This is a genomic window from Streptomyces lydicus, assembly GCF_001729485.1.
GTDB classification, from domain to species: Bacteria; Actinomycetota; Actinomycetes; order Streptomycetales; family Streptomycetaceae; genus Streptomyces; species Streptomyces lydicus_D.
Map to the genome: position 1 here is coordinate 1,237,678 of NZ_CP017157.1, position 25,286 is coordinate 1,262,963.

General features: G+C 72.8%; 17 protein-coding genes. 7 read left to right on the plus strand and 10 right to left on the minus strand.

The window, feature by feature from the left end; genetic code table 11:
• Positions 1-7: 7 nt before the first annotated feature.
• On the minus strand, positions 8-298 hold the full coding sequence (locus SL103_RS05380) for a hypothetical protein (protein ID WP_069573439.1): 291 nt from the start codon (positions 296-298) through the stop codon (positions 8-10).
• Between the two features lie 177 nt (positions 299-475).
• Between SL103_RS05380 and SL103_RS05385 the strand changes: the two genes are divergently transcribed.
• Positions 476-2,074, plus strand: a complete 1,599-nt coding sequence (locus SL103_RS05385) for a beta-N-acetylhexosaminidase (RefSeq protein ID WP_069567619.1) — start codon at positions 476-478, stop codon at positions 2,072-2,074.
• A 46-nt stretch (positions 2,075-2,120) separates the two neighbouring features.
• On the opposite strand, the gene SL103_RS05390 is transcribed toward SL103_RS05385, so the two are convergent.
• The 4 genes from SL103_RS05390 to SL103_RS05405 are packed head-to-tail and all read right to left on the minus strand — an operon-like array spanning position 2,121 to position 7,922.
• Positions 2,121-3,275 (minus strand): acyl-CoA dehydrogenase family protein, encoded by a 1,155-nt coding sequence (locus SL103_RS05390; RefSeq protein WP_069567620.1) that lies wholly within the window; start codon positions 3,273-3,275, stop codon positions 2,121-2,123.
• Between the two features lie 5 nt (positions 3,276-3,280).
• A complete protein-coding gene (locus tag SL103_RS05395; RefSeq protein ID WP_069567621.1) occupies positions 3,281-4,222 on the minus strand; it encodes a hydroxymethylglutaryl-CoA lyase in 942 nt (313 codons plus the stop codon).
• Complete coding sequence (locus tag SL103_RS05400; RefSeq protein ID WP_069567622.1) at positions 4,219-6,237, minus strand: biotin carboxylase N-terminal domain-containing protein; 2,019 nt, start codon at positions 6,235-6,237, stop codon at positions 4,219-4,221. Before SL103_RS05400 ends, SL103_RS05395 begins: the two co-directional genes overlap by 4 nt.
• A gap of 26 nt (positions 6,238-6,263) precedes the next feature.
• On the minus strand, positions 6,264-7,922 hold the full coding sequence (locus SL103_RS05405; protein ID WP_069567623.1) for a carboxyl transferase domain-containing protein: 1,659 nt from the start codon (positions 7,920-7,922) through the stop codon (positions 6,264-6,266).
• 135 nt (positions 7,923-8,057) lie between these two features.
• Here SL103_RS05405 and SL103_RS05410 point away from each other — a divergent pair, with 135 nt between their 5' ends.
• The 4 genes from SL103_RS05410 (at position 8,058) to SL103_RS05425 (ending at position 12,332) form a co-directional block, all read left to right on the plus strand.
• Positions 8,058-8,696, plus strand: coding sequence for an SACE_7040 family transcriptional regulator (locus SL103_RS05410; protein ID WP_069567624.1), 639 nt, complete (start codon positions 8,058-8,060; stop codon positions 8,694-8,696).
• A gap of 125 nt (positions 8,697-8,821) precedes the next feature.
• Entirely contained in the window at positions 8,822-9,979 is a 1,158-nt protein-coding gene (locus SL103_RS05415; protein WP_069567625.1) for an acyl-CoA dehydrogenase family protein, read from the plus strand.
• A gap of 20 nt (positions 9,980-9,999) precedes the next feature.
• The gene (locus SL103_RS05420) at positions 10,000-10,887 is read left to right on the plus strand and encodes an acyl-CoA thioesterase (protein WP_069567626.1); all 888 of its coding nucleotides are present in this window, start codon (positions 10,000-10,002) and stop codon (positions 10,885-10,887) included.
• A 551-nt stretch (positions 10,888-11,438) separates the two neighbouring features.
• Positions 11,439-12,332, plus strand: a complete 894-nt coding sequence (locus SL103_RS05425) for an IS982 family transposase (protein WP_069567627.1) — start codon at positions 11,439-11,441, stop codon at positions 12,330-12,332.
• Positions 12,333-12,420: 88 nt separating this feature from the next.
• Here the strand turns inward: SL103_RS05425 and SL103_RS05430 are convergent, their stop codons facing one another.
• Positions 12,421-13,218 (minus strand): phosphatase, encoded by a 798-nt coding sequence (locus SL103_RS05430; RefSeq protein ID WP_069567628.1) that lies wholly within the window; start codon positions 13,216-13,218, stop codon positions 12,421-12,423.
• Between the two features lie 284 nt (positions 13,219-13,502).
• On the opposite strand from SL103_RS05430, the gene speB reads away from it, so the two are divergent.
• The gene (gene speB / locus SL103_RS05435) at positions 13,503-14,489 is read left to right on the plus strand and encodes an agmatinase (RefSeq protein WP_069567629.1); all 987 of its coding nucleotides are present in this window, start codon (positions 13,503-13,505) and stop codon (positions 14,487-14,489) included.
• A gap of 32 nt (positions 14,490-14,521) precedes the next feature.
• Here the strand turns inward: speB and SL103_RS05440 are convergent, their stop codons facing one another.
• From SL103_RS05440 to SL103_RS05455, 4 genes are all read right to left on the minus strand, one after another.
• Entirely contained in the window at positions 14,522-16,774 is a 2,253-nt protein-coding gene (locus SL103_RS05440; RefSeq protein ID WP_069567630.1) for an SUKH-4 family immunity protein, read from the minus strand.
• 43 nt (positions 16,775-16,817) lie between these two features.
• Positions 16,818-21,137, minus strand: coding sequence for a toxin glutamine deamidase domain-containing protein (locus tag SL103_RS37635; protein WP_069567631.1), 4,320 nt, complete (start codon positions 21,135-21,137; stop codon positions 16,818-16,820).
• A gap of 91 nt (positions 21,138-21,228) precedes the next feature.
• Complete coding sequence (locus SL103_RS05450) at positions 21,229-21,612, minus strand: WXG100 family type VII secretion target (RefSeq protein WP_069567632.1); 384 nt, start codon at positions 21,610-21,612, stop codon at positions 21,229-21,231.
• 105 nt (positions 21,613-21,717) lie between these two features.
• Positions 21,718-23,406 carry a PucR family transcriptional regulator gene (locus SL103_RS05455; RefSeq protein WP_069567633.1) on the minus strand — a complete coding sequence of 563 codons (1,689 nt, stop codon included), beginning with the start codon at positions 23,404-23,406 and terminating at the stop codon, positions 21,718-21,720.
• A gap of 335 nt (positions 23,407-23,741) precedes the next feature.
• Here SL103_RS05455 and SL103_RS05460 point away from each other — a divergent pair, with 335 nt between their 5' ends.
• Entirely contained in the window at positions 23,742-25,283 is a 1,542-nt protein-coding gene (locus SL103_RS05460; protein WP_069567634.1) for a sodium:solute symporter, read from the plus strand.
• The last annotated feature ends 3 nt before the right edge of the window (positions 25,284-25,286 follow it).

A 25,286-nucleotide genomic window follows, 5' to 3' on the forward strand; every position in this document is an offset into this window, starting at 1 on the left:
CGGGGCGTCAGCCGTAGACGAGGCGGCGCAGCTGGCGGGTCGAGAGATCGGGCGGGGCCACGGCGCGGTGCGGCATCTCGTGGCGGATCCGTTCGAAGATCTCTTCGTTGCGCAGTCCCAGGGACTGCAGCTCGCGATGGCGCCGGCGGACGAATTCCTCCGTCGTCTCGTCGAAGTACGCCAGCACGTCGAGCACCACCCGGGCGGCCTCACCGCGCTGCAGCGGTGTGCTGCGCACCAGGTGGTCCACCAGGTCTTCGTGCGGCGCGTCTGCGCTGCGGTTACGGCGTTCGAGCACCCGTCGATACTGCGGGCCGTCGTCCACTTTCGCAAGAAATCTGCCCGGAATCGGGCAGGTCCCCGGTTTGGCGGCGGGAAAGTGGTCTACACCTTGACCGGATATCAGGCTCACGGTACGCATGGTCACCGTTCCGTCGCTCCATGCCAGGTACGACCTTCGCCGAAGGGACCGTCGATGAGACGACGAAGAATGCTGTTCTCGCTGCTGCTGGTCGCCGCGGCGGGGATGGGGACCGCCGGCGCACCGGCGCCCCGTGCCCAGGCCGCCGCGGCCCCCGCCCCCCTCGACCGGGTCGTGCCCGTCCCGGCGTCCGTACGGCCGGGCGGCGACCCCTACACACTCACCGACCGCACCAGCATCCGTATCCCCGGCGGCTCGGGCGAGGCCCGGCGGATCGCCGGGTACCTCGCCGACGTGCTGCGCCCCTCCACCGGCTACGCGCTGCCCGTCACCACCCGCGGCGGCGACGACGGCATCGTGCTGCGGCTCGGCGGTCAGGGCACCGGGGGACTGGGCGCGGAGGGCTACCGGCTCCGCTCCGGCGGCCGCGCGGTGACGATCAGCGCGGCCCGGCCCGCCGGCCTCTTCCACGGCGTGCAGACGCTGCGCCAGCTGCTGCCCACGGCCGTCGAGCGGCGCACCGAGCAGGCCGGCCCGTGGCGGGTCGCCGGCGGCACCGTCGCCGACAGCCCGCGCTACGCCCACCGCGGCGCGATGCTCGACGTCTCCCGGCACTTCTTCACCGTCGCGCAGGTCAAGCGGTACATCGACGAGCTCGCGATGTACAAGGTCAACCGGCTGCACCTGCACCTGTCCGACGACCAGGGCTGGCGGATCGCCCTGAAGTCCTGGCCGCGGCTGGCGACGTACGGCGGCTCCACCCAGGTCGGCGGCGGCCCCGGCGGCTACTACACCAAGGACGACTACCGCGCGATCGTCCGCTACGCCGCCGACCGCTACCTCACCGTCGTCCCCGAGATCGACATGCCGGGCCACACCAACGCCGCGCTGGCCTCCTACGCCGAGCTCAACTGCAACGGGCAGGCACCGCCGCTGTACACCGGCACCAGCGTCGGCTTCAGCTCGCTGTGCGTGCCGAAGAAGGTCACGTACGACTTCGTCGACGACGTGATCCGCGAGATCGCCGCGCTCACCCCCGGCCGCTACCTCCACATCGGCGGTGACGAGGCGCACTCCACCAGCCACGACGACTACGTGGCCTTCATGGACAAGGTGCAGCCGGTGGTCGCCAAGTACGGCAAGACCGTGATCGGCTGGCACCAGCTGACCGGGGCGCACCCGGCGAAGGGCGCCGTCGCCCAGTACTGGGGCTACGACAAGACGGGCGCCGCGGAACGCGCCCAGGTCGCCGACGCGGCCAGGAACGGCACCCGGCTGATCCTCTCGCCCGCCGACCGCGCCTACCTCGACATGAAGTACGACAAGAACACGCCGCTGGGCCTGTCCTGGGCCGGTTACGTCGACGTCAGGCGCTCCTACGACTGGGACCCGGGCAGCTACCTCCAGGGCGCGCCCGCGGACTCGGTCCTCGGTGTCGAGGCACCGCTGTGGACGGAGACCCTCAAGACCTCCGCGCACCTCGAGTACATGGCCTTCCCCCGCCTCCCGGGCATCGCGGAACTCGGCTGGTCGCCGGCCGGTACCCACGACTGGGACGCGTACAGGCAGCGGCTGGCGTCCCAGGGCCCCCGCTGGGACGCCCTGGGCATCGACTACTACCACTCCCCGGAGGTGCCCTGGCCCGCGCGGTAGACGGGTGCGGCGGCCGGGCGCCGACGGGCGCCCGGCCGGATCGCTGCTAGACGCCCAGCTCGCGCGCGATCAGCATCCGCTGGACCTCGCTGGTGCCCTCGCCGATCTCCAGGATCTTCGCGTCGCGCCACATCCGGGCGACCGGGTACTCGTTCATGAAGCCGTAGCCGCCGTGGATCTGGGTGGCCTCGCGGGCGTTGTCCACCGCGATCTCGGAGGAGTAGAGCTTGGCGAGCGCGGCTTCCTTCTTGAACGGCTCGCCGTGCACCAGCCGGGAGGCGGCGTGGCGCCAGGACAGCCGGGAGGTGTGGGCGCGCATCTCCATGTCGGCGAGCTTGAACCGGATCGCCTGGTTGTCGCCGATCGGCCGCCCGAAGGCCCGCCGCTCCTTGGCGTAGGCCACCGACTCGTCCACACAGCCCTGGGCGAGTCCGGTGGCCAGCGCCGCGATGGCGATCCGGCCCTCGTCGAGGATCCGCAGGAACTGGGCGTAGCCGCGGCCCTCCTCGCCCAGCAGGTTGGCGGCCGGCACGCGGACGTCGCTGAAGGACAGCTCCCGGGTGTCGGAGGCGTTCCAGCCGACCTTGGAGTACGGGGCGCCGACGGTGAAGCCGGGGGTGCCGGACGGCACGATGATCGAGGAGATCAGCGGGGAGCCGTCGTCCTTGCGGCCGGTGACGGCGGTGACCGTGACCAGGCCGGTGATGTCGGTACCGGAGTTGGTGATGAAGCACTTGCTGCCGTTGATCACCCAGTTGTCGCCGTCCCGCACCGCGGTGGTCCGGGTCGCGCCCGCGTCCGAACCGCCGTCCGGCTCGGTCAGGCCGAAGGCGCCCAGCATCTCGCCGCTGCACAGCTTGGGCAGCCAGGCGCGCTTCTGCTCCTCCGTGCCGAAGTGGTAGACCGGCATGGCGCCGAGGGAGACGCCCGCCTCCAGGGTGATGGCGACCGAGGAGTCGACCCGGGCCAGCTCCTCCAGGGCGATGCCGAGGGCGAGGTAGTCGCCGCCCATCCCGCCGTACTCCTCCGGGAACGGCAGGCCGAAGAGGCCCATCCGACCCATCTCCTGCACGATCTCGTACGGGAACGCATGCTGCTCGTAGTACTCGCCGATCTTCGGTGCGACGACGTCATGCGCGAACGCCTCGACCGTACGCCGGAGTTCCTCCAGCTCATCGGGCAGACGGTGATCCAGGGACATGGGGGTCACTCCTTGTGGGAGAGGGCTCGGAGGGTGCGCGAGGGGCTCGGCCGGCCCAGGACGTCGGCCATCCACACGCTCGTGGCGATCAGCCGGTCCAGGTCGACGCCGGTCTCGATGCCGAGGCCGTGCAGCATCCACACGAGGTCTTCGGTGGCGAGGTTGCCGGTGGCGCTCTTGGCGTACGGGCAGCCGCCGAGGCCGCCCGCCGAGGCGTCGACGGTGGTGACGCCGTGCTGGAGCGCGGCGTAGGTGTTGGCGAGGGCCTGCCCGTAGGTGTCGTGGAAGTGGACGCCCAGCTTCGAGGTGGGCACGCCGGCTTCGTTGAGGGCCGCGAGCAGGTGCTGGACGTGGCCGGGGGTGGCGACGCCGATGGTGTCGCCCAGGCTCAGTTCGTCGCAGCCCAGGTCCAGCAGCGCCCGGCAGACCCGGACGGTCTGCGCGAGGGGCACCGGGCCCTCCCACGGGTCGCCGAAGCACATCGAGAGGTAGCCGCGGACGTGCACCCCGGCGTCCTTGGCGCGCCGCACGACGGGCGCGAACATCGCCAGCGCCTCGTCGACCGTGCGATTGAGGTTGGCCTTGGCGAAGGACTCGGTGGCGCTGCCGAAGACCGCGATCCGGCGGGCGCCCAGGGCGAGCGCACGGTCCAGGCCCCGGTCGTTGGGCACCAGCACCGGCAGCCGGTGCGGGTCGAGGTCGCCGAGCCGCGGGAACAGCTCCTCCGCGTCGGCGAGCTGCGGCACCCACTTGGGGTGCACGAAGCTGGTCGCCTCGACCAGCGGCAGGCCCGCGTCGGCGAGCCGGTGCACGAACTCGGCCTTGACCTCGGTCGGCACGACGGTCTGTTCGTTCTGCAGCCCGTCGCGCGCGCCGACCTCATGGATGCGTACGCGGCTGGGCAGTCCCTCCGCCGGGACCTGCATGGGGAGTCCGGCCGTGGTCATGAGGTGCCCTCCTGTCCGCCCGTGGGCTCCGCGGGTCCGTCGGCCGCGTCGTGCGGCGCGATCACCGCCAGGATCTGGTCCATGGCGACGGTCGTGCCCGCGGTGACGTCCAGTTCGGTGACGGTGCCGGCGTGCGGGGCGGAGATGACGTGTTCCATCTTCATCGCCTCCACCACCAGCAGGCCCTGCCCGGCGGCGACCTCGTCGCCGACGGCGACCTTGACGACGGTGACGGTGCCCGGCATCGGCGCGGCCAGGGTGTCCGCGCCGTGCGCCGCGCCGGCCCCGCGCAGCGCCGCGGCCACCGGGTCGTGGTCGGTGACCTGCCAGGAGTCGCCGTCCCGGCCGAGCCAGTCGCCGCTGCGGTGGAAGGTGTGCGTCACCCCGTCCACGGTGACCCGCACCCGGTCCGCGTCGACCTGCCCGGCCGGGGCGCCGGGCGGCACGTCGTACGCCACCGGGTCGTGGCCCGGCACCCGCAGCCAGTGGCGGACCGGGGCCGGCGCACCGCCGAGCCGGAAGCCGCTGGGCGCGGCGAACGGGTCGCGCCAGCCGCCGGCGTCCGTCGCCGGCTCCAGGGCGGCCTGTCGCACCGCCGCGGCCGCCGCGTACACCTCCTCGGGCACCTCGGTGTCGACCAGCCCGGCCGCCTCCCGCTCCACCAGCCCGGTGTCGAGCTCGCCGGACACCACGTCCGGGTGGGCCAGCAGCCGCCGCAGGAAGCCGGCGTTGGTGGGCACCCCGAGGGTGACCGTCTGCGCCAGCGCGGCCCGCAGCCGGCGCAGCGCGCTCGCCCGGTCCGGGCCGTAAGCGATGACCTTGGCGAGCATCGGGTCGTAGCGGCTGCCGACCTCCACGCCCTGCGACAGGCCGGAGTCCGTGCGCACCCCGTCGCCCTGCGCCTCGTGCAGCGCGAGCACGGTGCCGCCGGTCGGCAGGAAGTCGCGGGCCCCGCCCTTGACGGAGACGGTCTCGGCGCACAGCCGCGCCTCGACCGCGTGCCCGCTGAGGGTGATGTCCTCCTGCGCGTACGGCAGGCGCTCGCCGGCCGCGACCCGCAGCTGCCACTCGACCAGGTCCAGGCCGGTGACGAGCTCGGTGACCGGGTGCTCGACCTGGAGGCGGGTGTTCATCTCCATGAAGTAGTAGGAGGACGGGTCCTTGCCGGGGACGATGAACTCGACGGTGCCGGCGCCGCGGTAGCCGCAGGAGCGGGCCGCCTGCACGGCCGCCTCGCCCATCGCGGCGCGGGTGGCCTCGTCGAGCAGGACCGAGGGGGCCTCCTCGACGAGCTTCTGGTGGCGCCGCTGGAGGGAGCACTCGCGCTCGCCGAGGTGGATGACGTGGCCGTGGCCGTCGGCCAGCACCTGGATCTCGATGTGCCGGGGCCGGTCGATCCAGCGCTCGACGAGCAGGGTGTCGTCGCCGAAGGAGGACCGGGCCTCGCGGCGCGCGGCGGCGATCTCGTCGGCGAGCAGCGCCTCATCGCGGACCAGCCGCATGCCCTTGCCGCCGCCGCCCGCGGACGGCTTCAGCAGCACCGGCATGCCGATCTCCCGTGCCGCGGCGGCCAGTTGGGCGTCGTCGAGGCCGCTGCCCGAGGAGCCGGGCACGACCGGGACACCGGCCGTGCGCACCGTCTCCTTGGCGCGGATCTTGTCGCCCATCAGCTCGATGGCGTCGGCGGACGGGCCGATGAAGACCAGCCCGGCGTCCGCGCAGGCGCGGGCGAACGCGGCGTTCTCGGCGAGGAAGCCGTAGCCGGGGTGGACCGCCTGGGCGCCGGTGCGCGCGGCCGCGTCCAGCAGCCGCTCCACCGACAGGTAGCTCTCGGTGGCCGGCGCCGGCCCGATCCGTACGGCCGTGTCGGCCTCGTGGACGTGCCGGGCGTCGGCGTCCGCGTCGCTGTACACGGCGACCGAGCGGATGCCGAGGGTGCGGAGCGTGCGGATGACGCGGACCGCGATCTCGCCGCGGTTGGCGATCAGGACGCTGTCGAACATCGTCGTGGACATTCCTGTGGGCATTCCCCTCATGGAGATCACATCCGGAAGACGCCGAAGCCGGGCGCCGTGCTGTCTTTTCGGGGAAGCGGGGCGTTGGCGCAGGCGGTCAGCGCCAGGCCCAGCACCTGCCGGGTCTCCAGCGGGTCGATCACGCCGTCGTCCCACAGCCGCGCGGTGGCGTAGTAGGCGTTGCCCTGGGTGTCGTACTGCGCGCGGACCGGCGCCTTGAAGGCGTCCTCCTCCTCGGCGCTCCACTCCTCGCCGCGCGCCTCCATCTGGTCGCGCTTGACGGTGGCGAGGACGGACGCGGCCTGCTCGCCGCCCATCACCGAGATCTTGGCGTTGGGCCACATCCACAGGAAGCGCGGGGAGTAGGCCCGGCCGCACATCGAGTAGTTGCCCGCCCCGTAGGAGCCGCCGATGACGACCGTGAGCTTGGGGACGCGGGCGCAGGCCACCGCCGTCACCATCTTCGCGCCGTGCTTGGCGATGCCGCCGGCCTCGTACGAGCGGCCGACCATGAAGCCGGAGATGTTCTGGAGGAAGAGCAGCGGGATGCCCCGCTGGTCGCACAGTTCGATGAAGTGCGCGCCCTTCTGGGCCGATTCGGAGAACAGGATGCCGTTGTTGGCGATGATGCCGACCGGGTGGCCGTGGACGTGGGCGAAGCCGGTGACCAGCGTCGTGCCGTACTCCGCCTTGAACTCGGCGAACCGGGAGCCGTCCACGATCCGCGCGATCACCTCGCGCACGTCGTAGGGCGTACGGGAGTCGGCGGGCACCACGCCGTAGAGCCCGGCCGGATCGACCGCGGGCTCCTCGACGGGCCGCACCGTCCAGGGCAGCGGGCCGCGGTCGCCGAGGGTGGAGACGATGGTGCGCACGATGCGCAGCGCGTGGGCGTCGTCCTCGGCGAGGTGGTCGGTGACGCCGGAGGTCTTCGCGTGCACCTCGCCGCCGCCCAGTTCCTCGGCGGTGACGACCTCGCCGGTGGCGGCCTTCACCAGCGGCGGCCCGCCGAGGAAGATCGTGCCCTGGTCGCGGACGATGACGGCCTCGTCGCTCATGGCGGGGACGTAGGCGCCGCCGGCCGTGCACGAGCCGAGTACGGCGGCGATCTGCGGCACGCCGGCGCCGGACATCCGCGCCTGGTTGTAGAAGATCCGCCCGAAGTGCTCGCGGTCGGGGAAGACCTCGTCCTGCATCGGCAGGAACGCGCCGCCGGAGTCGACGAGGTACACGCACGGCAGGCGGTTCTCCAGGGCGATCTCCTGGGCCCGCAGATGCTTCTTGACCGTCATCGGGTAGTACGTGCCGCCCTTGACCGTGGCGTCGTTGGCGACGATCACCACCTCCCGGCCGGAGACCCGGCCGATGCCGGCGATGACCCCGGCGGCCGGCGCGGCCCCGTCGTACATGCCGTCCGCGGCCAGCGGGGCCAGTTCGAGGAAGGGCGAGCCGGGGTCCAGCAGGGCGTCCACCCGGTCGCGGGGCAGCAGCTTGCCGCGGGCGGTGTGCCGCGCCCTGGCCTTCTCGCCGCCGCCCAGCCTGGCCGCCGCGAGCTTCTCGCGCAGCTCGGCGGCGAGCTCGCGGTGCGCGGCCTCGTTGGCCTTCCAGGAGTCGGACGCCGGGTCCTCCCGGGGACTTCGCCCGAGGGGACCCCCGTCGCTGCCCAGTACCGGTGCCTGCTCCATCTGTACGAGCCCCCTTGCTCGGTCGCCTGTCCCGGCGCCGCGCGGGGCGGCGGCCGGACCATCCGGGTTAATGGGCGTTAACCTCATTTCCTTTTAGGTTAACGAGCACTAACCCGGCTGTCTACAATCGACGGCATGAGTAATGCGCAGGCATCCGCCCCGACCAGCCGCCGCGAGCAGATCCTCAAGGAGGCCGCCCGGCTCTTCGCCGAGCGCGGCTTCCACGGGGTCGGCGTCGACGAGATAGGGGCGGCCGTGGGCATCTCCGGCCCCGGCCTCTACCGGCACTTCGCCGGCAAGGACGCGATGCTCGCCGAGCTGCTCGTCGGGATCAGCGAGCGGCTGCTGGACGGCGGCCGGATGCGGGTCGCGGAGGGTGGCGACGACCCCGAGGCGGTGCTGCGCGCGCTGATCGACGGCCACATCGACTTCGCCCTGGACGACCGGCCGCTGATCACCGTGCACGACCGTGAGCTGGACCGGCTCCGCGAGGTCGACCGCAAGCGGGTGCGCCAGCTCCAGCGGCAGTACGTCGAGCTGTGGGTGGACGTGGTCCGCCAGGTCCACCCCGGCCCCTCCGAGCCCCGGGTCCGCGCCGCGGTGCACGCCGTCTTCGGCCTGCTGAACTCCACCCCCCACCTGGGCCGCCCCGGGTCCCTCCCGGGCCGTACGGAGATGTCCGAGCTGCTGCACCGGCTGGCGCTGGGGGCGTTCGGCGCGGTGGCCGAGGAGGCCGCGGGGGAGACGGTGGGCGCGGGGGTGCCGGGCGCGTAGCGCGGGCCCGGACCGCACGGGTTTTCGTTGACCTCTGGACAGCCCAGGTGACTGGCCGGTAGCTTTCGCTGAGCAAGCGCTTAGCCATGCGCTTGGACCGGCGACCTGGAGGAGGCGACGTAGCAATGCGCCGTACGGTGTTCAACGAGGATCACGAGGCGTTCCGCGAGACCATACGCGCCTTCATCGAGGCCGAGGTCGTGCCGGTGCACGACGAGTGGCTGGCCGCCGGCCAGGCCCCCCGCGACTTCTACTACAAGCTCGGTGAGCTGGGCGTCTTCGGCATCCGGGTCCCCGAGGAGTTCGGCGGCGCCGGCATCGACTCGCACAAGTTCGAGGCCGTGATGTACGAGGAGACCTCCCGCGCGGGCGTCTCCTTCGGCGGCTCCGGCGTGCACGTGCTGCTCGGCCTGCCGTACCTCCGGATGCTCGCCACCGACGAGCAGAAGAAGCGCTTCCTGCCGAAGTTCGTCACCGGCGAGGAGATGTGGGCGCTGGCGATGACCGAGCCGGGCACCGGCTCCGACCTCGCCGGCATGAAGACCACCGCCAAGCTCTCCGAGGACGGCACGCACTACGTCCTCAACGGCGCCAAGACCTTCATCACCGGCGGCGTGCACGCCGACCGCGTCATCGTCTGCGCCCGCACCGCCGCCCCGCGCGAGGACGACCGCCGCTTCGGCATCTCGCTCTTCGCCGTGGACACCAAGAGCGCGGGCTACTCCGTCGGCCGCAAGCTGGACAAGCTCGGCCTGAAGATCTCCGACACCGCCGAGCTCGCCTTCGTCGACGTCAAGGTCCCGGTCGAGGACCTGCTGGGCGAGGAGAACAAGGGCTTCGGCTACCTGGGCCTGAACCTCGCCTCGGAGCGCTGGGGCATCGCCTTCGGCGCGTACGCCCAGGCCAAGGCCGCCGTCCGGTTCGCCAAGGAGTACGTGCAGGAGCGCACGATCTTCGGCAAGACCGTCGCGTCCTTCCAGAACACCAAGTTCGAACTGGCCGCCTGCCAGGCCGAGGTGGACGCCGCCGAGGCCGTCGCCGACCGTGCGCTCGAAGCGCTGGACGCCGGCGAGCTGACCCCGGCCGAGGCCGCCTCCGCCAAGCTGTTCTGCACCGAGGTCGCGCACCGCGTCATCGACCGCTGCCTCCAGCTGCACGGCGGCTACGGCTTCATGAACGAGTACCCGATCGCCCGCCTGTACGCCGACAACCGCGTCAACCGCATCTACGGCGGCACCAGCGAGGTCATGAAGTCGATCATCGCCAAGTCCATGGGCCTCTAGGCCGTAAGGGCACCGGGCACGTGAACGACGCACTCCGGTCCCTGCTCGATCTGCTCGCCCTGGAGCGGATCGAGCAGGACATCTTCCGCGGCCTGAGCCGCGCCTCGGTCGTGCCCCGGGTCTTCGGCGGCCAGGTCGCCGCCCAGGCCCTGGTCGCGGCCGGCCGCACGGTCCCAGAGGACCGTCCGCCGCACTCCCTGCACGCGTACTTCCTGCGCCCCGGCGACCCCGGCGCGCCCATCGTCTACACCGTCGACCGGATCCGGGACGGCCGGTCCTTCACCACCCGCCGGGTCGTCGCCGTCCAGCACGGCCAGCCGATCTTCCACCTCTCGGCCTCCTTCCAGGTGTACGAGGAGGGGCTGGAGCACCAGGAGCCGATGCCGCCGGCACCGGACCCGCTGGAGCTGCCCACCGCCGCCGAGATACTGCCCCGCCACGCCGAACGGTTCCTCGCGCCGGAGGTCGCCGAGCGGCTGCTGGAGGCCCGGGCCGCGATCGACCTGCGGTACGCCGACGAGCCGCCGTACGTCACCGTCGGCGAGCCCCGCGAGCCCCGGTCCCAGGTCTGGTTCCGCACCCAGGGCAAGCTCGACGACGACGGGGTCATCCCCCGCCCGCTGCTCGACATCTGCCTGGTCACCTACGTCTCCGACATGACCCTGCTGGACTCGATCCTGCTCGCCCACGGCCGGGGCGGCTGGGCGGTCGGCGACGTGGTCGGCGCGAGCCTGGACCACGCGATGTGGTTCCACCGTCCGCTGCGCGCCGACGAGTGGCTGCTCTACGACCAGGAGTCCCCCACCGCCCAGGGCGGCCGGGGCCTGGGCCAGGGCCGCATCTTCACGGCCGACGGACTACTGGCCGCCTCGGTCATCCAGGAGGGCGTGATCCGGGTGCCACGGTAGGTGCTTGGGGGGGGGGGGGCTGGCTGGGGGCTTGTGCGGGGCCTGGCCGGGGGCCTGTGTGGGTGTCTGCTGGGTGTCTGGTCGGGGCTCGGCTGGGTGTCTGTGCGGGTGTCTGCTGGGTGTCTGGCCGGGGCTCGGCTGGGTGTCTGTGCGGGTGTCTGCTGGGTGCCTGATCGGGCCGAGCGGGCGCCTGCCCGGGGCCGCCCGGTGGGTGCCTCGGCAGGGGGCGCTCGGGTCCGCCGGCAGAGGGCTCCTGGGTGCCGCGGCGGGGGCGCTCGGGTCCAATGGGCCCCCTCGGCGGGCGCCGTACGGGGCCGCCGGCACGGGGCGGCCCGGGGACCGGGGGTCCCCGGCAGGCGCCGCCCGTGGTGCCCAACTGGCGCCGTGGTGCCCCAACTGGCGCCGCACCGCGGGGAATACCGCCCCCTCACAACCCGTTGTGGCCCCGCAGGGGGCCTTCGTGTCCCCTACGGGATGTGTTCGCCCCAGCCCCTAGACGAGTAAGTCCGAAGTCTTCGGGCGCATGAAGCGAGGGTCTCGTTGGTTCGTTTGTGACGACAAACCTGGAGACCCTCGCGACTGCACTGTACGTGAGGATCGATGACTCTCTGGCAGGAACGCGGCGGACAGGGCGTCCACCGAGGCTGACGGATGCCGAACTGTTGACGCTCGCGGTCATGCAGGCCGTACTCGGCTTCGTCTCCGAGGCCCGCTGGCTGCGGTTCGCCCGCACCCATCTGGCGGCCGAGTTCCCCTACCTGCCCGAACAGTCCGGCTACAACAAGCGCCTGCGGGCCGCGAACACCCTGCTCGGCCGCTTCATTCGCACCCTCGCCCGCGACACGGATCTGTGGCACGACGACGTATGGATCGTGGACTCCACACCCGTGGAATGCGCCCGCTCACGCCCCACCGTCAAACGCTCCGACCTGGCCGGCTGGGCCGCTTACTCCTACTGTCCCTCGCACTCACGGTTCTTCTGGGGCCTGCGCCTGCACCTGATCTGCACACCTGGCGGACTACCGATCGCCTGGGCTCTGGCCAACCCCAAGACGGACGAACGCGAAGTCCTCACAGGCATGCTCACCCAGGACGCCGACCTGCTGGCCACCCGCCCCGGGCAGACGGTTATCGGCGACAAGGGCTACGTCTCCAAGCACCTCGACGCCTTCATGGCCCAACACGGCCTGACCCTGCTGCGGCCCAGCTACCGCAACAAAAAGCCCCGGCCAGGAGAGCACCTCCTCAAACCGATCCGGCAGCTGATCGAGTCGGTCAACGACACCCTCAAAGGCCAGCTCGACCTCGAACGCCACGGAGCCAGAACCCCAGCCGGAGTCCTGGCCCGCGTCGGACAACGCATCCTCGCTCTCACCGCCGCGATCTGGCACAACCGGGCCACCGGAACACCGATCACACGATCACTGATCGCCTACGACCACTGACCAGCACTTCGGACTTACTCGTCTAGGAGTCCCCAGCCCCTTGGAGTCCCCGGGCCCGGTGCGGGAGCTTTTGGGCCCGGTGCGTCCGTCAGGCCAGGCCGGCGGCGTCCAGGAGGTACGCGGTCAGCGGGTCGTAGTAGCGGGGGCTGACGACGTGGTCGTCCAGCGGGACGGTCACCTGGAGGGTGCCCTCCGCCTCGGCGAGGAACAGCGCCGGGTCGTTGCAGTCCGCGAAGCCGACCGTCTCGATGCCGCGCCGGCCCGCGCACCCCGCCCAGCCGTGGTCGGCCATCACCAGGTCGGGCAGCGGGTCGCCGTCCCGCTCCAGCTGGTCCAGGATCGCGGCCATCGGCGCGGGGGAGTGGGTGTGCCACAGGGTGGCCCCGCGCTCCAGCATCGCCACCTCCGCGAACTGGACGACCAGGCCCTCCTCCACGCCGATGACGCCCGGTACGGCGACGATGTCGCAGCCCTTCGCCCGCAGCGCCGCCGCCGTCGCCCGGTGCACGTCGAGCAGCCCGCCCGGGTGGCCGGTCGCGAACAGCACCCGCTGCCGGTCGGCGGCCGCCTTGCGCAGCACCGCGGCCGCCCGCTCCAGCGCGTCCACCGTCAGCTCGGGGTCGATGGTGTCCTGCCCCTGCCGGTGGTGCGGATCGTCGTTCACCCCGCAGCGTTCGGCCATCACCGCGAGCACGTCCTGCTCGTCCGTCCACCGGTCGCCGAACTCCAGGCCGAACCAGTAGTGGCGGTCACCGTTGGCGAGGCTGCGGTAGTGGGAGAGGTTGTTCTCCCGGGGGGTGGCGACCTCACCGGCGATCCGGGTGCGGACGAGATGGTCGACGAGTTCGGCGCGCGACGGGGCGGCGGCTGTGGAGGCTATCGGCATAGCGCCATTGTGCCCGGACGTATGTTCCGGGGCGGGGTAGTTCCGCAGCCCGGACGGGCGGACCGCGGACGGGGGCCGGCGAAGCCGCGGTACCGGGCCCGGCGTACCCGCGGTACGGGGCCCGGCGCACCGCGGTTCCGGGCCTGGCGAGCCGATACCGGGCCCCGGCGCGGGGCCGTCATTGCCCCGGCGGGCCGCCCGCTGGCCAAAACGTCGAACGGTCCGGCGGAACCCGCCGCAAATGTCCATGTCCCTGCCCCTTGCCGCTCCCTACCCTCAGCCTCATGACCACCGCAGCCAGCGCCTCCAACGGGCCCGTGGGCCCCGTCGACTCCTCCCGTGTCCCGCGCTACGCCGGGCCGGCCACCTTCGCCCGCCTGCCGCGCCTCGACGAGGTCGGCGGCCGGACCGACGTGGCCGTCGTCGGTGTCCCCTTCGACAGCGGCGTCTCCTACCGCCCCGGCGCCCGCTTCGGCGGCAACGCCATCCGCGAGGCGTCGCGCCTGCTGCGCCCGTACAACCCGGCGCAGGACGCCTCTCCCTTCGCGCTCGCCCAGGTCGCCGACGCCGGTGACATCGCGGCGAACCCGTTCAACATCAACGAGGCGGTCGAGACGATCGAGGCCGCGGCCGACGACCTGCTCGGCTCCGGTGCCCGGATGATGACGCTGGGCGGCGACCACACCATCGCCCTGCCCCTCCTCCGCTCCGTCGCCAAGAAGCACGGCCCGGTCGCCCTGCTCCACTTCGACGCGCACCTGGACACCTGGGACACCTACTTCGGCGCCGAGTACACCCACGGCACCCCGTTCCGCCGGGCCGTCGAGGAGGGCATCCTCGACACCGAGGCGCTCTCGCACGTCGGCACCCGCGGTCCGCTCTACGGCAAGCAGGACCTGACCGACGACGAGAAGATGGGCTTCGGCATCGTCACCTCCGCCGACGTCTACCGCCGTGGCGCCGACGAGGTCGCCGACCAGCTGCGCCAGCGCATCGGTGACCGTCCGCTCTACATCTCCATCGACATCGACTGCCTGGACCCGGCGCACGCGCCCGGCACCGGTACCCCCGAGGCCGGCGGCATGACCTCGCGCGAACTCCTGGAGATCCTGCGGGGCCTGGCGTCCTGCAACCTGGTCTCCGCCGACGTCGTCGAGGTCGCCCCGGCCTACGACCACGCCGAGATCACCTCGGTCGCCGCGTCCCACACGGCGTACGAGCTGACGACGATCATGTCGCGGCAGATCGCTGCCGGCAGGCAGGGGCAGTAGGCCCGGTCGGGGAGGGGACGGAGGGGCGGGGCTCAGTCGGTCTCGTCGTCGAGGACGTCGGTCCAGGCGGCGGACTCCGCCCCCTCCTCGTCGATCGCCTCCAGATCGAGCGCGATGAGGTCCCGGACGCGTTCGCGTTCGGCCGGGCTCACGGCCATGGGGAGCAGGCAGCGGCCGAACACATAGCCCTGAAGCATCGCCACGAAGGTGCTCAAACTGCTTGCCACCAGCGGCTGTTCGTAGCCGGGGTCGTCCTCGCCGGGGACGACGTGGACGCCGCCGCGCTCGCCGTCCAGGACGAGCCGCCGGCCGCCCCAGACGCCCAGTCGGTAGTACGCGCCCCGGCCGGCCGACGCGGGCACCTCGTCGTCCTCGGCGTACTCCCAGACCTCCTCCGCCGACAGCTCCGCGAGCGGCTCCTCGTCGACGGCGACCAGCCGCATCTCCGCGCCGCGGAACGCCGGCAGTCCGGTCTCCGTCAGCAGCCGGCGGGCGTCCTCGTCGGCCAGCCCGGCCGGGAGCGCGCCGGCCGCCACCCGCCGTACGGTGCCGGGACCGAACAGCGCGTCCAGGACGGCCGGATCGGGCGTGGGCCAGTCCGTGCCGCCGTCGACCCGGCCGTACGGCGCGAGGAACGGCTCACCGTGGACGTCCCCCAGCCCCTCGAACCCGTCGGGATCGGCGGGTTCGACGGCGAGGACGCCACCCGGGCCGGCGACCACGACCAGGTCGAGGCCCTCCGGCCGCAGGGTGTCGCTGATCAGCTCGGGTGCGATCCCGTAACTCGTCAGCTGCACCCACGGCGGGGTGAGCTGCGGGTCGCGGTCCGGCGGCCAGAGCGGCTCGGCCTGCCCGGGCCGCGGTACGCCGTCGCTCCAGGGCCCGCCGAGCTGCTCACCGGTCGCGGCGTCCCAGATGCGCACCCGGCGGTCCCAGGCGCCCTGGCCGGCCACCACGCGCCGCCCGGCCGCGCCCGGCACGCCGCCGGTGTCGTCCTGGATCGGGTCTTCGGTGGCGTCTTTGGTGACCTCGTCGGTGACGTCGGAGAGGGCCAGCTGCGGGCCCGGTTCCAGGTGTGCGAGGTCCCAGCCGCCCGGCGGGCGCCAGTGCGCCCACCGCACCTTCCAGGGAAGATCGAGGCCCGACCGCGCGATACCGTCCGCGATCCCGGTGGCGCCCCGGACGGTACTCATCAGATGCAGCCACGCCGCCCAGGTGCGCTGCGGCAGGGAATCGACGCCGCTCAGCCAGAGGTTGGCGGCGTCACCGGCCGGCGTACGGCGGTCGAGGGCGTGCGGCGACGCGCAGGTCGCGGCGTCGAGCAGGGCCACCTGATCCAGGTGGGCCAGCACCTCGCCGTCGCGCTGTACGTCGTCGAGCCGGCCGGCGTGGAGCGCGTGCAGCGGGAGCGCGTGCGTCAGGTACGTGCCCACGGGGTCGTCGCGGTCGGGAGCGAAGCCCCCGGACGAGGACCGCGTCGGCAGCCGGTCCAGCAACCTCGCGCCGGCGGTGCGGAGTTGTGCGGTGTCGAAGTCCCGGCGGAGGCGCCGGGCGACGCGTTCCTCGCGGAACGAGACCCATTCCCCGTCGAGGTCGAGCAGGTCCGGGAACTGCCGCACGAAGTCCGGCAGGGCGGCGCGGTCCGGGAGCTGCGCCCCGACGGCGTCGGCGAGTTCGCGCCACACGGCGAGCGGTGTCCGCGGGAGTTCGGCCAGGGCCAGGGCCCGCACCGCGAGGGGTACCGGAACCTCTTCGGCCGCCGCGCCGGAAGATGCTTCGGAAGGCGCGTCGGGAAGGAGGTGCAGGGCCAACAGGCCGCGCCTGGGCCGTGTGCGGGCCGGCGGATCGGCCTCCACGACGACTTTCGTACGGGCGGAGACCGCGAGCTCGCGCGCCAGGGTGCGCACCACCCGGTCCGGCTGGGCGGACGTCCTGGTGCGGCCCGCGCGGTGCGCGTTGGCGAGGAACACCGGGCGGTCGCCGAGGTCCGCCGCGCGCAGTTCGCCGCGCCATCCCGCGCGGCGGTGCGGCGGCGGTGCCACCTCCGCCGCGGCCAGCACCCGTTGCAGCACTTCTTCCGCGGTGAGTCCGCCGGCGTCCACCCAGATACCCGCGGGCAGCGCCTCATGGACACGCCGCAGTACCCGCGTTCTGCCCGATTCCGGTGCCCCTACGAGTTCCGCGACCGGCTCCCGCCGCCCGTCGCCGCGCCACCATTCGAGGATGCGCGCGACGGCGTCATCGGCACGGACGTCCTCATACGCATTCCCGGGGCTCGGCATCATGTCCCTTCACAGGCTGGCTGACGACCCTTTGGCGCCGCCGAGCCTACACCTGGGTGGCAATGATGTTCCACAAATTCCTTACCCGGTCGACCCGTTCTTCGAACTGCCGGTCCTGCTCGATCATCGCCGGTGAATCCGGGACGCGCTCGCGCACGTCCTCGTCGATTTCCCGGAGTCGGTCCTTCGGGAGTTTCCGCACGTCGAGTTCCTCGCGGGCCTGCTTCATTTCCTCCTGGCGAATCCTGTTCCGCTCCTGCACCACGTCCGCGTCCGTGCGGTACGCCGTGCTGTAGTAGACCGGGACCTGCTGTCCGCCGCCCTGCTCCTTCGCCATCTTGATCAAGTAGTCGGAGCAGTTGTGCTTTCCGAGTGCGCCCTTTTTGTCACCGCAGGGCTCGCGTTCCGTATAGAGCCCGGCGAGCCGGTACTTGTTTCCAGAGATTCTGTTGGCTTCCTTCAACCAGGTGCCGAGGTTTTTCTCCGAGTGTTTCGCCGACTCATCGCCTTGCTTGGGGTGCGAGGAATCGACGACGTATTCGGTGCCGTTGGGTCCCTCGACCTCGATGACCGCGAAATTGCGACCGGTCAGGTCCGGGCCGTGCTTGTCCACATTGGGGCCAGGGTTATCGATATTGCGGAGCAAGGATTTCATCTTGTTGGCGGCGGCCCGCTCGTGCAGGTCCGCGCCGACCGAATCCTTCCCGCTGCTCACCGGGTTCGAATGGACCCCGTACTCCTTGTGGAAGGTGTGGCTGAGCCGGCCGAGCGACGCGACCACGGCCATCCGCTCACCGCGGTTGAGGTCGTTGAACCCGTCGAGGTGGTGCGCCAGTTGGTCGGCGTTGAGCCGCAGCGGCGCGTCCGGGTCCGGGCCGTCCCCGGCGGCGATCTGCAGGACGCGGGCGAGGCTGCCGTCGTTGGCCCAGTCCCGCATCTGACGGTCCAGCACGTCGTGCTGGATCTGGTGCACCGGGGTCTGCTCGTTGGCCCGGAGGCGGTCCTGGGCGTCGTCCGGCGGAAGGCCGTCGTGCAGGGTGCCGGGCTGCTCCCCGTGCACCGGGTGGCGCTGGTCGTCGCGCTCGATGTCGGACGCCTCGCCGGGGTGTTTGCGCTTCTCCCCGGCGCCGGCGGGTTCGGCGGCCGGGCGGCGGTCGGTGTGCGGGTCGGCGCCCGGGCCGGTGTGGTGGTCGTTGCCGGTGTGGGTGGGGAGGGGTTGGCGGTTGGGGTTGAGGGGGATGGCGTGGACGCCGTTGGTGCCGTCGTGGAGGGGGGTGTTGCTGTGTTGGCCGGTTTGGGCGTCGATGTAGGTGAGGTTGCCGTGGTGGTTGACGACGTTCCAGGCGTGGGCGCGGCCGTTGTGGTCTTGGGTGATGATGACGGCTTGTGAGCCGTGGCCGGCGTTGTGGAGGTCGTTTTCGAGGCGGTGGAAGGCGTCGGGTCCGTTGCCGTAGTCGTTGAAGCGGGTGCCGAGGGTGTTTTCGATGCGGTCGCGGCCGTTGTTTTCGCCGCGGTCGGAGGGGGTGCCGTCGGGGTGGGTGTCGGGGGTGCGGTGGGCGGCGGCGGTGGGGTGGCCGGCGTAGGTGTCGGCGGTGGCGAGGGCGGCGTCGACGCAGTTGTTGTTGCGGCCGGGGGCGTCGGGGCCGGGGTGGTTGATGGTGTTGATCCAGTGGCCGGTCTCGGGGTCGGGGTGGCGTTGGGGTTGGCCGTTGTCGTCCTTGGGGATGGCGTTTTCGACGTGTTGTTGGTGTTCGTCGGTGGGGCCGTCGAGTCCGCCGGGGCGTTCGCGGTTGCGGGTGTCGGAGGCGGGGGTGGGCTCGCCTTGGTCGCCGTGCTCGGAGGGGGCGCCGTGCTGGGAGTGGTCGGAGTTCTCGGAGTGGGCGGAGTTTTCGGAGCTGTCCGAGCTGTTCGAGCTGTCCGTGTGGTGCGGGTTGTTGGTGTCGTTCGCGTGGTCGGTGGGGGTCGGGCGGCCGCTGGGGTTTGAGCTGCGGGGGGCTTCGGGCTGCGGCCGGCGCGGGTCCGCACGGGTGGGGTCGGGGCGGGGGGTGTCCGGGCGCGTCGTGTCGGGGCGGGTGCCGTCCGGGCGGCGTGGCCCGTCGAGCCGGGGATCGTAGGCCGGACGGTCCGGGCGGCGCTGCTGGGTGACGTCATGGATCGGCTGGGAACCGTCCGGACGGCGGTGGGGCGGGGTGGACGGGCTCCCGGAGGGCGGCGGGGTGCCGCCGCCCCGGGGCGGGGTGGCACCCGGCGTGGCGGGACCGCCCTGGGGAGGCATCGTGGTGGGTGCACCCATCACCGGGCCGGGGTTCTGCGGGCCGTTCTGCGGCGCCTGTTGGGGCGTTGGGTGGGTGGGGGCGCCGGGGTCCGTCGGCGGGTGCTGGGTGGGCGGTGGCGCGGTCATGGTGTCGGCGGACTGCGTGGTGACGGTGGTGTCGTCGTCCCGGACGTGCGGCATCGGGTTTCCGGGGGCCGGGTCGCGCTGGCCGACGGGTGGGCCGGATGAGGGGGAGTGCGGGCCGGGGGCGCCCTGGGAGGGCACGCTCACATGCGGCGCGGCCGGCCGGCCGGAGCCGGTGCCACCACCGGAGTTGTCGCCGGAGTTGTCACCGTTGGCGCTGTTGCTGTTGCTGTTGCTGTTGCTGTTGCTGTTGCTGTCGCCGGAGCCGTTGCCGTTGCCGTTGCTGGACGGGTGGGTGGCAGCGGTGGGCTGGTCGGAGGGCGAGTGGTCCGGGGCACGGCCCGCGTCCGGGGACGGTCCCGCGTCGGGGGTGGGCCCCGCGTCGGGAGAGGGGCCTGAGGTGTGGGGCGGTGCTGAGTCGGGTGTCGGACCCGGGGTGTGGGACGCATCGGGGGGCGGGGCCGCGTCCGGGTGTGGGGACGGGGCCGGCGCCGTTTGGGTGCCGGTGGGGCCGTGGTCCGGGCGGGCCGCGTCCGGCGTGGTGTCGGTGGTGGGGTGGGTTCCCGCTGAGTCCGGTGTGGGGGAACCCCCGTACGGGTTGTGGCTGTTGCCGCCCGTGTAGCCCTCGTCGAAGGCGCTGCGCTGGTCCGGGGGTGGCAGGGGCTGGGCCTGTGGGACGCTCCGGTTGCTGTCCTGGCCGGGGGGCGTGGAGCTGTCGGTGGTGGTCGACGGGGTGTTGCCCGGGTCGCTGTTCGTAGCGGTTGATGTTCCGTTCGGGGGGCCGGAGTCGGGACCGTTGCCGGGGCTGTGGTCCGGCCCGCCATTGGTCCCGGTCCCGGTCCCGGGGCCGGAGCCGCTGTCGGAGCCGTGTCCCGACCCGCCGTTCGGCCCGCTCCCGGAACCCGTACCGCTCCCGGAACCCGAACCGGACCCGGAACCCGAGCCGGAATTTGACCCCGACCCGGACCCCGACCCCGAACCCGAACTGGACCCGGAGTCCGAACCCGACCCCGAACCCGACCCCGAACCCGATCCCGACCCGGAATCCGACCCTGACCCGGACCCGGAGTCCGACCCCGACCTCGACCCCGACCCGGTACTGGACTCGCCCGACGAGCCCCCGCCGTCCCCACCGCTGCCGTGCTCTCCGCCTCCGTCCCCACCGCCCCCGCCATCGTGCTCCCCATCACCGCCCCCGCCGCCGTGTTCGTTCCCGCCGTGTCCGGCGGCGTGGTCCAGGCCGCCGCGGGCGTGGTGGCCCGCCCTGCCGCCCGCGCCGTCGCGCAGTGCCTCCGTGAAGGTCTGGCCGGAGTTCTTGGCCGCGTCGATGCCCGCGTCCGCGCCGGTCTTGAGGCTGCGGCCGACGTCGAAGCCTTGCTGGGCCCCGAAGTTCATGTTCATGCCCTGGGCGATGGCGTCGGAGATCATGGCCTCCAGCGCGGAGACGGCGGGCTCCTTGACCGTCTCGACGATTGCCTCGACCAGCGCCTCGCGCGCCTCCTTCAGGATCCGGCGCACGATCAGCCGGGTCGCCTGCGTGGCGCCCGCGGCGCCGATTTCGGACAGGCCGAGGGTGAAGGGTGCCGCCGCCTGGGCCGCGATGATCTCCGCGGCGAGGATCGCCAGTTGGGCGATCACCGCGGCTTTCATGCCGATGATGATCACCGAGCCCGCGTCCATCGCGAAGGCGATCAGCTCGGCGGCCGTACGGGCGTCGTCGAGGTAGCCGGAACCGTTGCCGGAGAACTTCTCCCAGGTCTTGCTGAAGCCCTCGATGCTCTCGCCGGAGTTGGCCGACAGGACGTTTCCGGCGGCGGTGACGCCCTCCGACTGCAGCTGCTCGACGGCGTTGGCGAACTCCCGCCACTTGGCGGCGGACTCGTTCATCTTGTCCTCGTCGCCCGTCGGCCAGTCGTAGCCGAGCATTTCGAGGACCCACTCCAGCCAGTCCGGCAGCATGAGCGACATGTCGGCGATCCCCCGTAGACAGTGCGGCGGCGTGCGGAAGGTGCGGCGATGGGTGCGGGACGCGTGAGCGTGCGGGAGCCCGCGGCGCGCGTCAGGTGCGGGGCGCCTTGAAGCCGCTGATCAGCTGGCTCTGTGCCTCGGCGTTGGCGACGTGCTGCTTCATCAGGGACTCGTTGAAGTCCTCGTCGGCCTGGTGGTTGTCGGCCATGGTGTTCAGGGCTCCGCCGATCTCCTGGAGCTTGGCGGCCAGATGCCCCATCGACTCGTACATCCCGTCGCGCAGGCCCTCGTAGACCACGCCGAACTTCTCGCCGATGTCGTCATCGCCCCACGGTGGGGTGTCCTGGCCCTCCAGGCCGGTCAGCGCGTTCTTGAGCTTCTCGACCGCGGACTGGTACCGCTCCCCGACCCCGGTGAAGTCCTTGCCCCCGGCTTTCAGCGACGGAATGTCCGCCTGCAGCCCGTCTCCGGCCATCGCGGCCCCCGTTCTACCTGCTCGTGGTCACGTGCAGCACAACGACAGGCAAAGTCTAGACGCGGACTCCCTTGGTTTCTCAAGGAGTTGACGGTCACAAGCGCGTCACCGACGGGCCGTGGCGTCCCGGTCCAGGGAGCGCAGGGCGAACCACAGCTCCATACGGACATCGGCGTCGTCCAGGTCGGTGTCGAGGAGGGTGGCGATACGGCTGATGCGCTGGCGCACGGTGTTGCGGTGGATGCCCAGGGAGGTTGCCGTGCGGTCCCAACTTCCGTGCAACGAGAGCCAGTTGTGCAGGGTGTCGAGGAGGGGCGGGGAGTCGGCCAGCGGGGCGAGCAGGGCCCGGGCGTGCTGCCGGGCGTCGTCGGCGGCGACCAGCGAGGCGATGCCGTGCGGGCCGGGGGCGCGATGGCGTACGAGGGGGGCGCGCTGGGCCAGGGCGCGCCGCAGGGCGGTGGCCGCGTGCCGGTCGGCGGCCGGCAGTTCCTCGACGGGCACGGGTGCGCTGACCCCGAGCGTCCAGCCGGGCTGCGCGGTGATCTCAAGGTCGCCCGGCACCAGCGCGCGGAGGACGGGAGCAGGGAGCGACGCCCCGGCACCGATCGTCGACGCCCCGGCCCCGGCCGAAGGCGTCCCGACCCCCGCCGAAGACGTCCCGACCCCCGCCGTAGTCCCTTCGGCAGTCAGCGTCGGTGCGATCAGTGGGGTGTCGAGGGCGGTGCCGAGGGCGGTGGCCAGGGAGGCCGCCGAACCGGCCGTCTCCCGGCGGCGCTCGGCGTGGACGACGGTCCAGACAGGCGCGCCGAGGAGCGGGGCGACCTCGGCGGGGCGGGCGCCGACGAGCAGCCGGACCAGGGCCGCCGCGTGTCCGGTCGCGGCCGGTCCGCGGTCGCCGGCGGGCCCGGTGATCAGCGACAGGAGTACGGCGGCCACTCCCGCGATGGTGTGCGCGGGCGGGTCGTGCGGGTCCGCCGCGACCACCAGTGCGAGCGCCTGCCGGCCCGGGCCGCGCCCGGTCAGCGCGTAGGCGGACAGCTGGGCACCGGGCAGTGCGTCGGTGGCGGAGGACGGGCCGCCCGCGCCGTCACGTGTGCCGGCCCCGCCCCCGTCGCCGCCGACGACCTGCGCGAGCCGGCCGGCCGCCGCCCGTACCGCGTCGACGGGGCGCGGACCGGACGAGCCGTGTTCCGTGCCGTCCGCGGCGAGCAGCGCGGTCCAGCCCCGCACATGGCGGGCCAGGGCGCGCAGGACCGCCGCGGCCGGGTCGGGCCGGGCGGCGGCCGCGGCCAGCGCGCGCTGCGCCTCGCTGAGCCGGGTCAGCTCCCGGTGGCGGGCCTCCGTCACGGCCTGCCACACGGCGCTCTCCACCGCCGTGAACGGGGTCCCCGCCGGCACCTCGACCAGTGGCAGGCCGTGGCGGTCGCAGGCGGCCACCAGCGCGGCGGGGACCGTGTCGTGGACCGGGGCGATGCCGAACCCGAGCGCGGCGGCGCCCGCCGCGACGGTGCGGGCGGCATAGCCGTCCAGATAGGACTCCAGCGCCGGGGCGCCCCCGGTCACCTCCGCCAGGTGCATCCCCGCCGTCAGCAGCATCTCGCCGCCCAGGAGGTACGGCACCGGATCGGCCATCTCGGAGGTGTGCACCCAGTGGATCGCGACGCCCTCCCGGGGCCCGGCTATCTGCCGCAGGCCCAGGTCCGTCCGCGCGAGCAGCTCCGCCAGCGGCACCGGCGGGGTGGACGGCGGCGGCGTCGCCCGCGGGGCGGCGGGCGTGGACGGTGGGGAGGTCATGGCTGGCACCGGAGGTGGGGACGATCGGGACGCCGGGGGCGGCGCCGGCGGGGTGGGTGGCCGGGATGTCGGGGGTCGCGCCGGCAGGGTGGCCGGTGGCGGCGTCGAGCGCGGCAGGTGCGGCAGGTGCGGCATGTGCGAACCCTCCACGTCGGCGGCCGGTGAGTGGAGGAAACGTACACTTCAGCGTCGCCTTGCCGCCTCCTAGGGTCAAGCCCCGGGACGAGGCGCCCGGCCGGGACCCCCGCCCGCCGGGCGCCCGTCACTCCCCGAGCCACACCCCCTCAATCCCCCCACGCCCCTCACTCCCTCGGTGCAGCAGGAAGGGATGGCCCATGGCTGTCGACTATGCGGTGATCGTGCTCTATCTGGCCGGAATGCTCGCCATGGGCTGGTGGGGAATGCGGCGCGCCACGTCCAAGAGCGATTTCCTCGTCGCGGGCCGCCGCCTCGGCCCGGCGATGTACTCGGGGACCATGGCCGCGATCGTCCTCGGCGGTGCCTCCACCATCGGCGGCGTCGGCCTCGGTTACCGCTACGGCCTCTCCGGCGCCTGGATGGTCTTCACCATCGGCCTCGGCCTGCTCGCGCTGAGCGTCTTCTTCTCGGCCCGCATCGCCCGGCTGAAGGTCTACACGGTCTCCGAGATGCTGGACCTGCGCTACGGCGGCTCCGCCGGGCTGATCTCCGGCGTCGTGATGTGGGCGTACACGCTGATGCTGGCGGTCACCTCGACCCTCGCCTACGCGACCATCTTCGACGTCCTCTTCGGCCTGGACCGGGCGCTCGCGATCATCCTGGGCGGGGCGATCGTCGTCGCGTACTCGACGCTCGGCGGCATGTGGTCGATCACCCTCACCGACATGGTGCAGTTCGTCGTGAAGACCATCGGCGTGCTGCTGCTCCTGCTGCCCGTCGCCGTCGTCAAGGCGGGCGGCTTCGCCGAGATGAAGGCGCAGCTGCCGGACGACTACTTCGCGCCGCTGGGCATCGGCGGGCAGACGGTCTTCACCTACGTGCTGATCTACTCCTTCGGCATGCTGATCGGGCAGGACATCTGGCAGCGGGTGTTCACCGCGCGCAGCGACAGGGTGGCGCGCCTCGGCGGCACCGCGGCCGGTACGTACTGTCTGGTCTACGCCGTGGCCGGTGCGGTCATCGGCACCGCGGCCAAGGTGCTCTACCCGCACCTGGGCAGCCCGGACGACGCCTTCGCCACGATCGTCAAGGACGCGCTGCCGGTGGGCGTGCGCGGGCTGGTGCTGGCCGCGGCGCTGTCCGCGGTGATGTCCACGTCCTCGGGCGCGCTGATCGCCTGCGCCACCGTCGCCAACAACGACATATGGGCGCGGATCAGGGGAGTCGTGCGGCGGCAGCGCCCCGCCGCCGACGTCCCGCACGCGGGGGACGCCGGGCCCGGCGGGCCGGGGGAGCCGCAGGACGAGGTCCGCGGCAACCGGGCCTTCATCCTGCTGATGGGCCTCGCCGTCATCGTGATCGCGCTCGCCCTCAACAACGTCGTCGAGGCCCTCACCGTCGCCTACAACCTGCTGGTCGGCGGCCTGTTGGTGCCGATCCTGGGCGGGCTGCTGTGGAAGCGCGGCACGGTGGCCGGCGCGCTCGCCGCCGTCGCGGTCGGCGGCCTGACCGTCGTCGGGCTGATGCTGTCGCTCGGCGTCCTCGCCAACGAGCCGATCTACTACGGGCTGCTCGCCTCGCTAGTGGCCTACGTGGCGGTCAGCCTGGCCACCCGGCCGACGGACGCCGCGGTGCTGGACGCCTGGCGCGCCCGGCTGGCCGGCCGTCCGGACGCCGCCGGGGCCGAACGCCTCGCCCCCTCGGGCCCGTCCGCGACCGCGAGCCCTTCCGGCCGCTGAGCA

What these genes read in the sequence shown, in the direction of transcription:
- SL103_RS05385 (WP_069567619.1), top strand. Translation starts at nt 476, where the DNA reads ATGAGACGACGAAGAATGCTGTTCTCGCTGCTGCTGGTCGCCGCGGCG.
- SL103_RS05390 (WP_069567620.1), bottom strand. Translation starts at nt 3,275, where the DNA reads ATGTCCCTGGATCACCGTCTGCCCGATGAGCTGGAGGAACTCCGGCGT.
- SL103_RS05395 (WP_069567621.1), bottom strand. Translation starts at nt 4,222, where the DNA reads ATGACCACGGCCGGACTCCCCATGCAGGTCCCGGCGGAGGGACTGCCC.
- SL103_RS05400 (WP_069567622.1), bottom strand. Translation starts at nt 6,237, where the DNA reads ATGTCCACGACGATGTTCGACAGCGTCCTGATCGCCAACCGCGGCGAG.
- SL103_RS05405 (WP_069567623.1), bottom strand. Translation starts at nt 7,922, where the DNA reads ATGGAGCAGGCACCGGTACTGGGCAGCGACGGGGGTCCCCTCGGGCGA.
- SL103_RS05410 (WP_069567624.1), top strand. Translation starts at nt 8,058, where the DNA reads ATGAGTAATGCGCAGGCATCCGCCCCGACCAGCCGCCGCGAGCAGATC.
- SL103_RS05415 (WP_069567625.1), top strand. Translation starts at nt 8,822, where the DNA reads ATGCGCCGTACGGTGTTCAACGAGGATCACGAGGCGTTCCGCGAGACC.
- SL103_RS05430 (WP_069567628.1), bottom strand. Translation starts at nt 13,218, where the DNA reads ATGCCGATAGCCTCCACAGCCGCCGCCCCGTCGCGCGCCGAACTCGTC.
- speB (WP_069567629.1), top strand. Translation starts at nt 13,503, where the DNA reads ATGACCACCGCAGCCAGCGCCTCCAACGGGCCCGTGGGCCCCGTCGAC.
- SL103_RS05440 (WP_069567630.1), bottom strand. Translation starts at nt 16,774, where the DNA reads ATGATGCCGAGCCCCGGGAATGCGTATGAGGACGTCCGTGCCGATGAC.
- SL103_RS37635 (WP_069567631.1), bottom strand. Translation starts at nt 21,137, where the DNA reads ATGTCGCTCATGCTGCCGGACTGGCTGGAGTGGGTCCTCGAAATGCTC.
- SL103_RS05450 (WP_069567632.1), bottom strand. Translation starts at nt 21,612, where the DNA reads ATGGCCGGAGACGGGCTGCAGGCGGACATTCCGTCGCTGAAAGCCGGG.
- SL103_RS05455 (WP_069567633.1), bottom strand. Translation starts at nt 23,406, where the DNA reads ATGACCTCCCCACCGTCCACGCCCGCCGCCCCGCGGGCGACGCCGCCG.
- SL103_RS05460 (WP_069567634.1), top strand. Translation starts at nt 23,742, where the DNA reads ATGGCTGTCGACTATGCGGTGATCGTGCTCTATCTGGCCGGAATGCTC.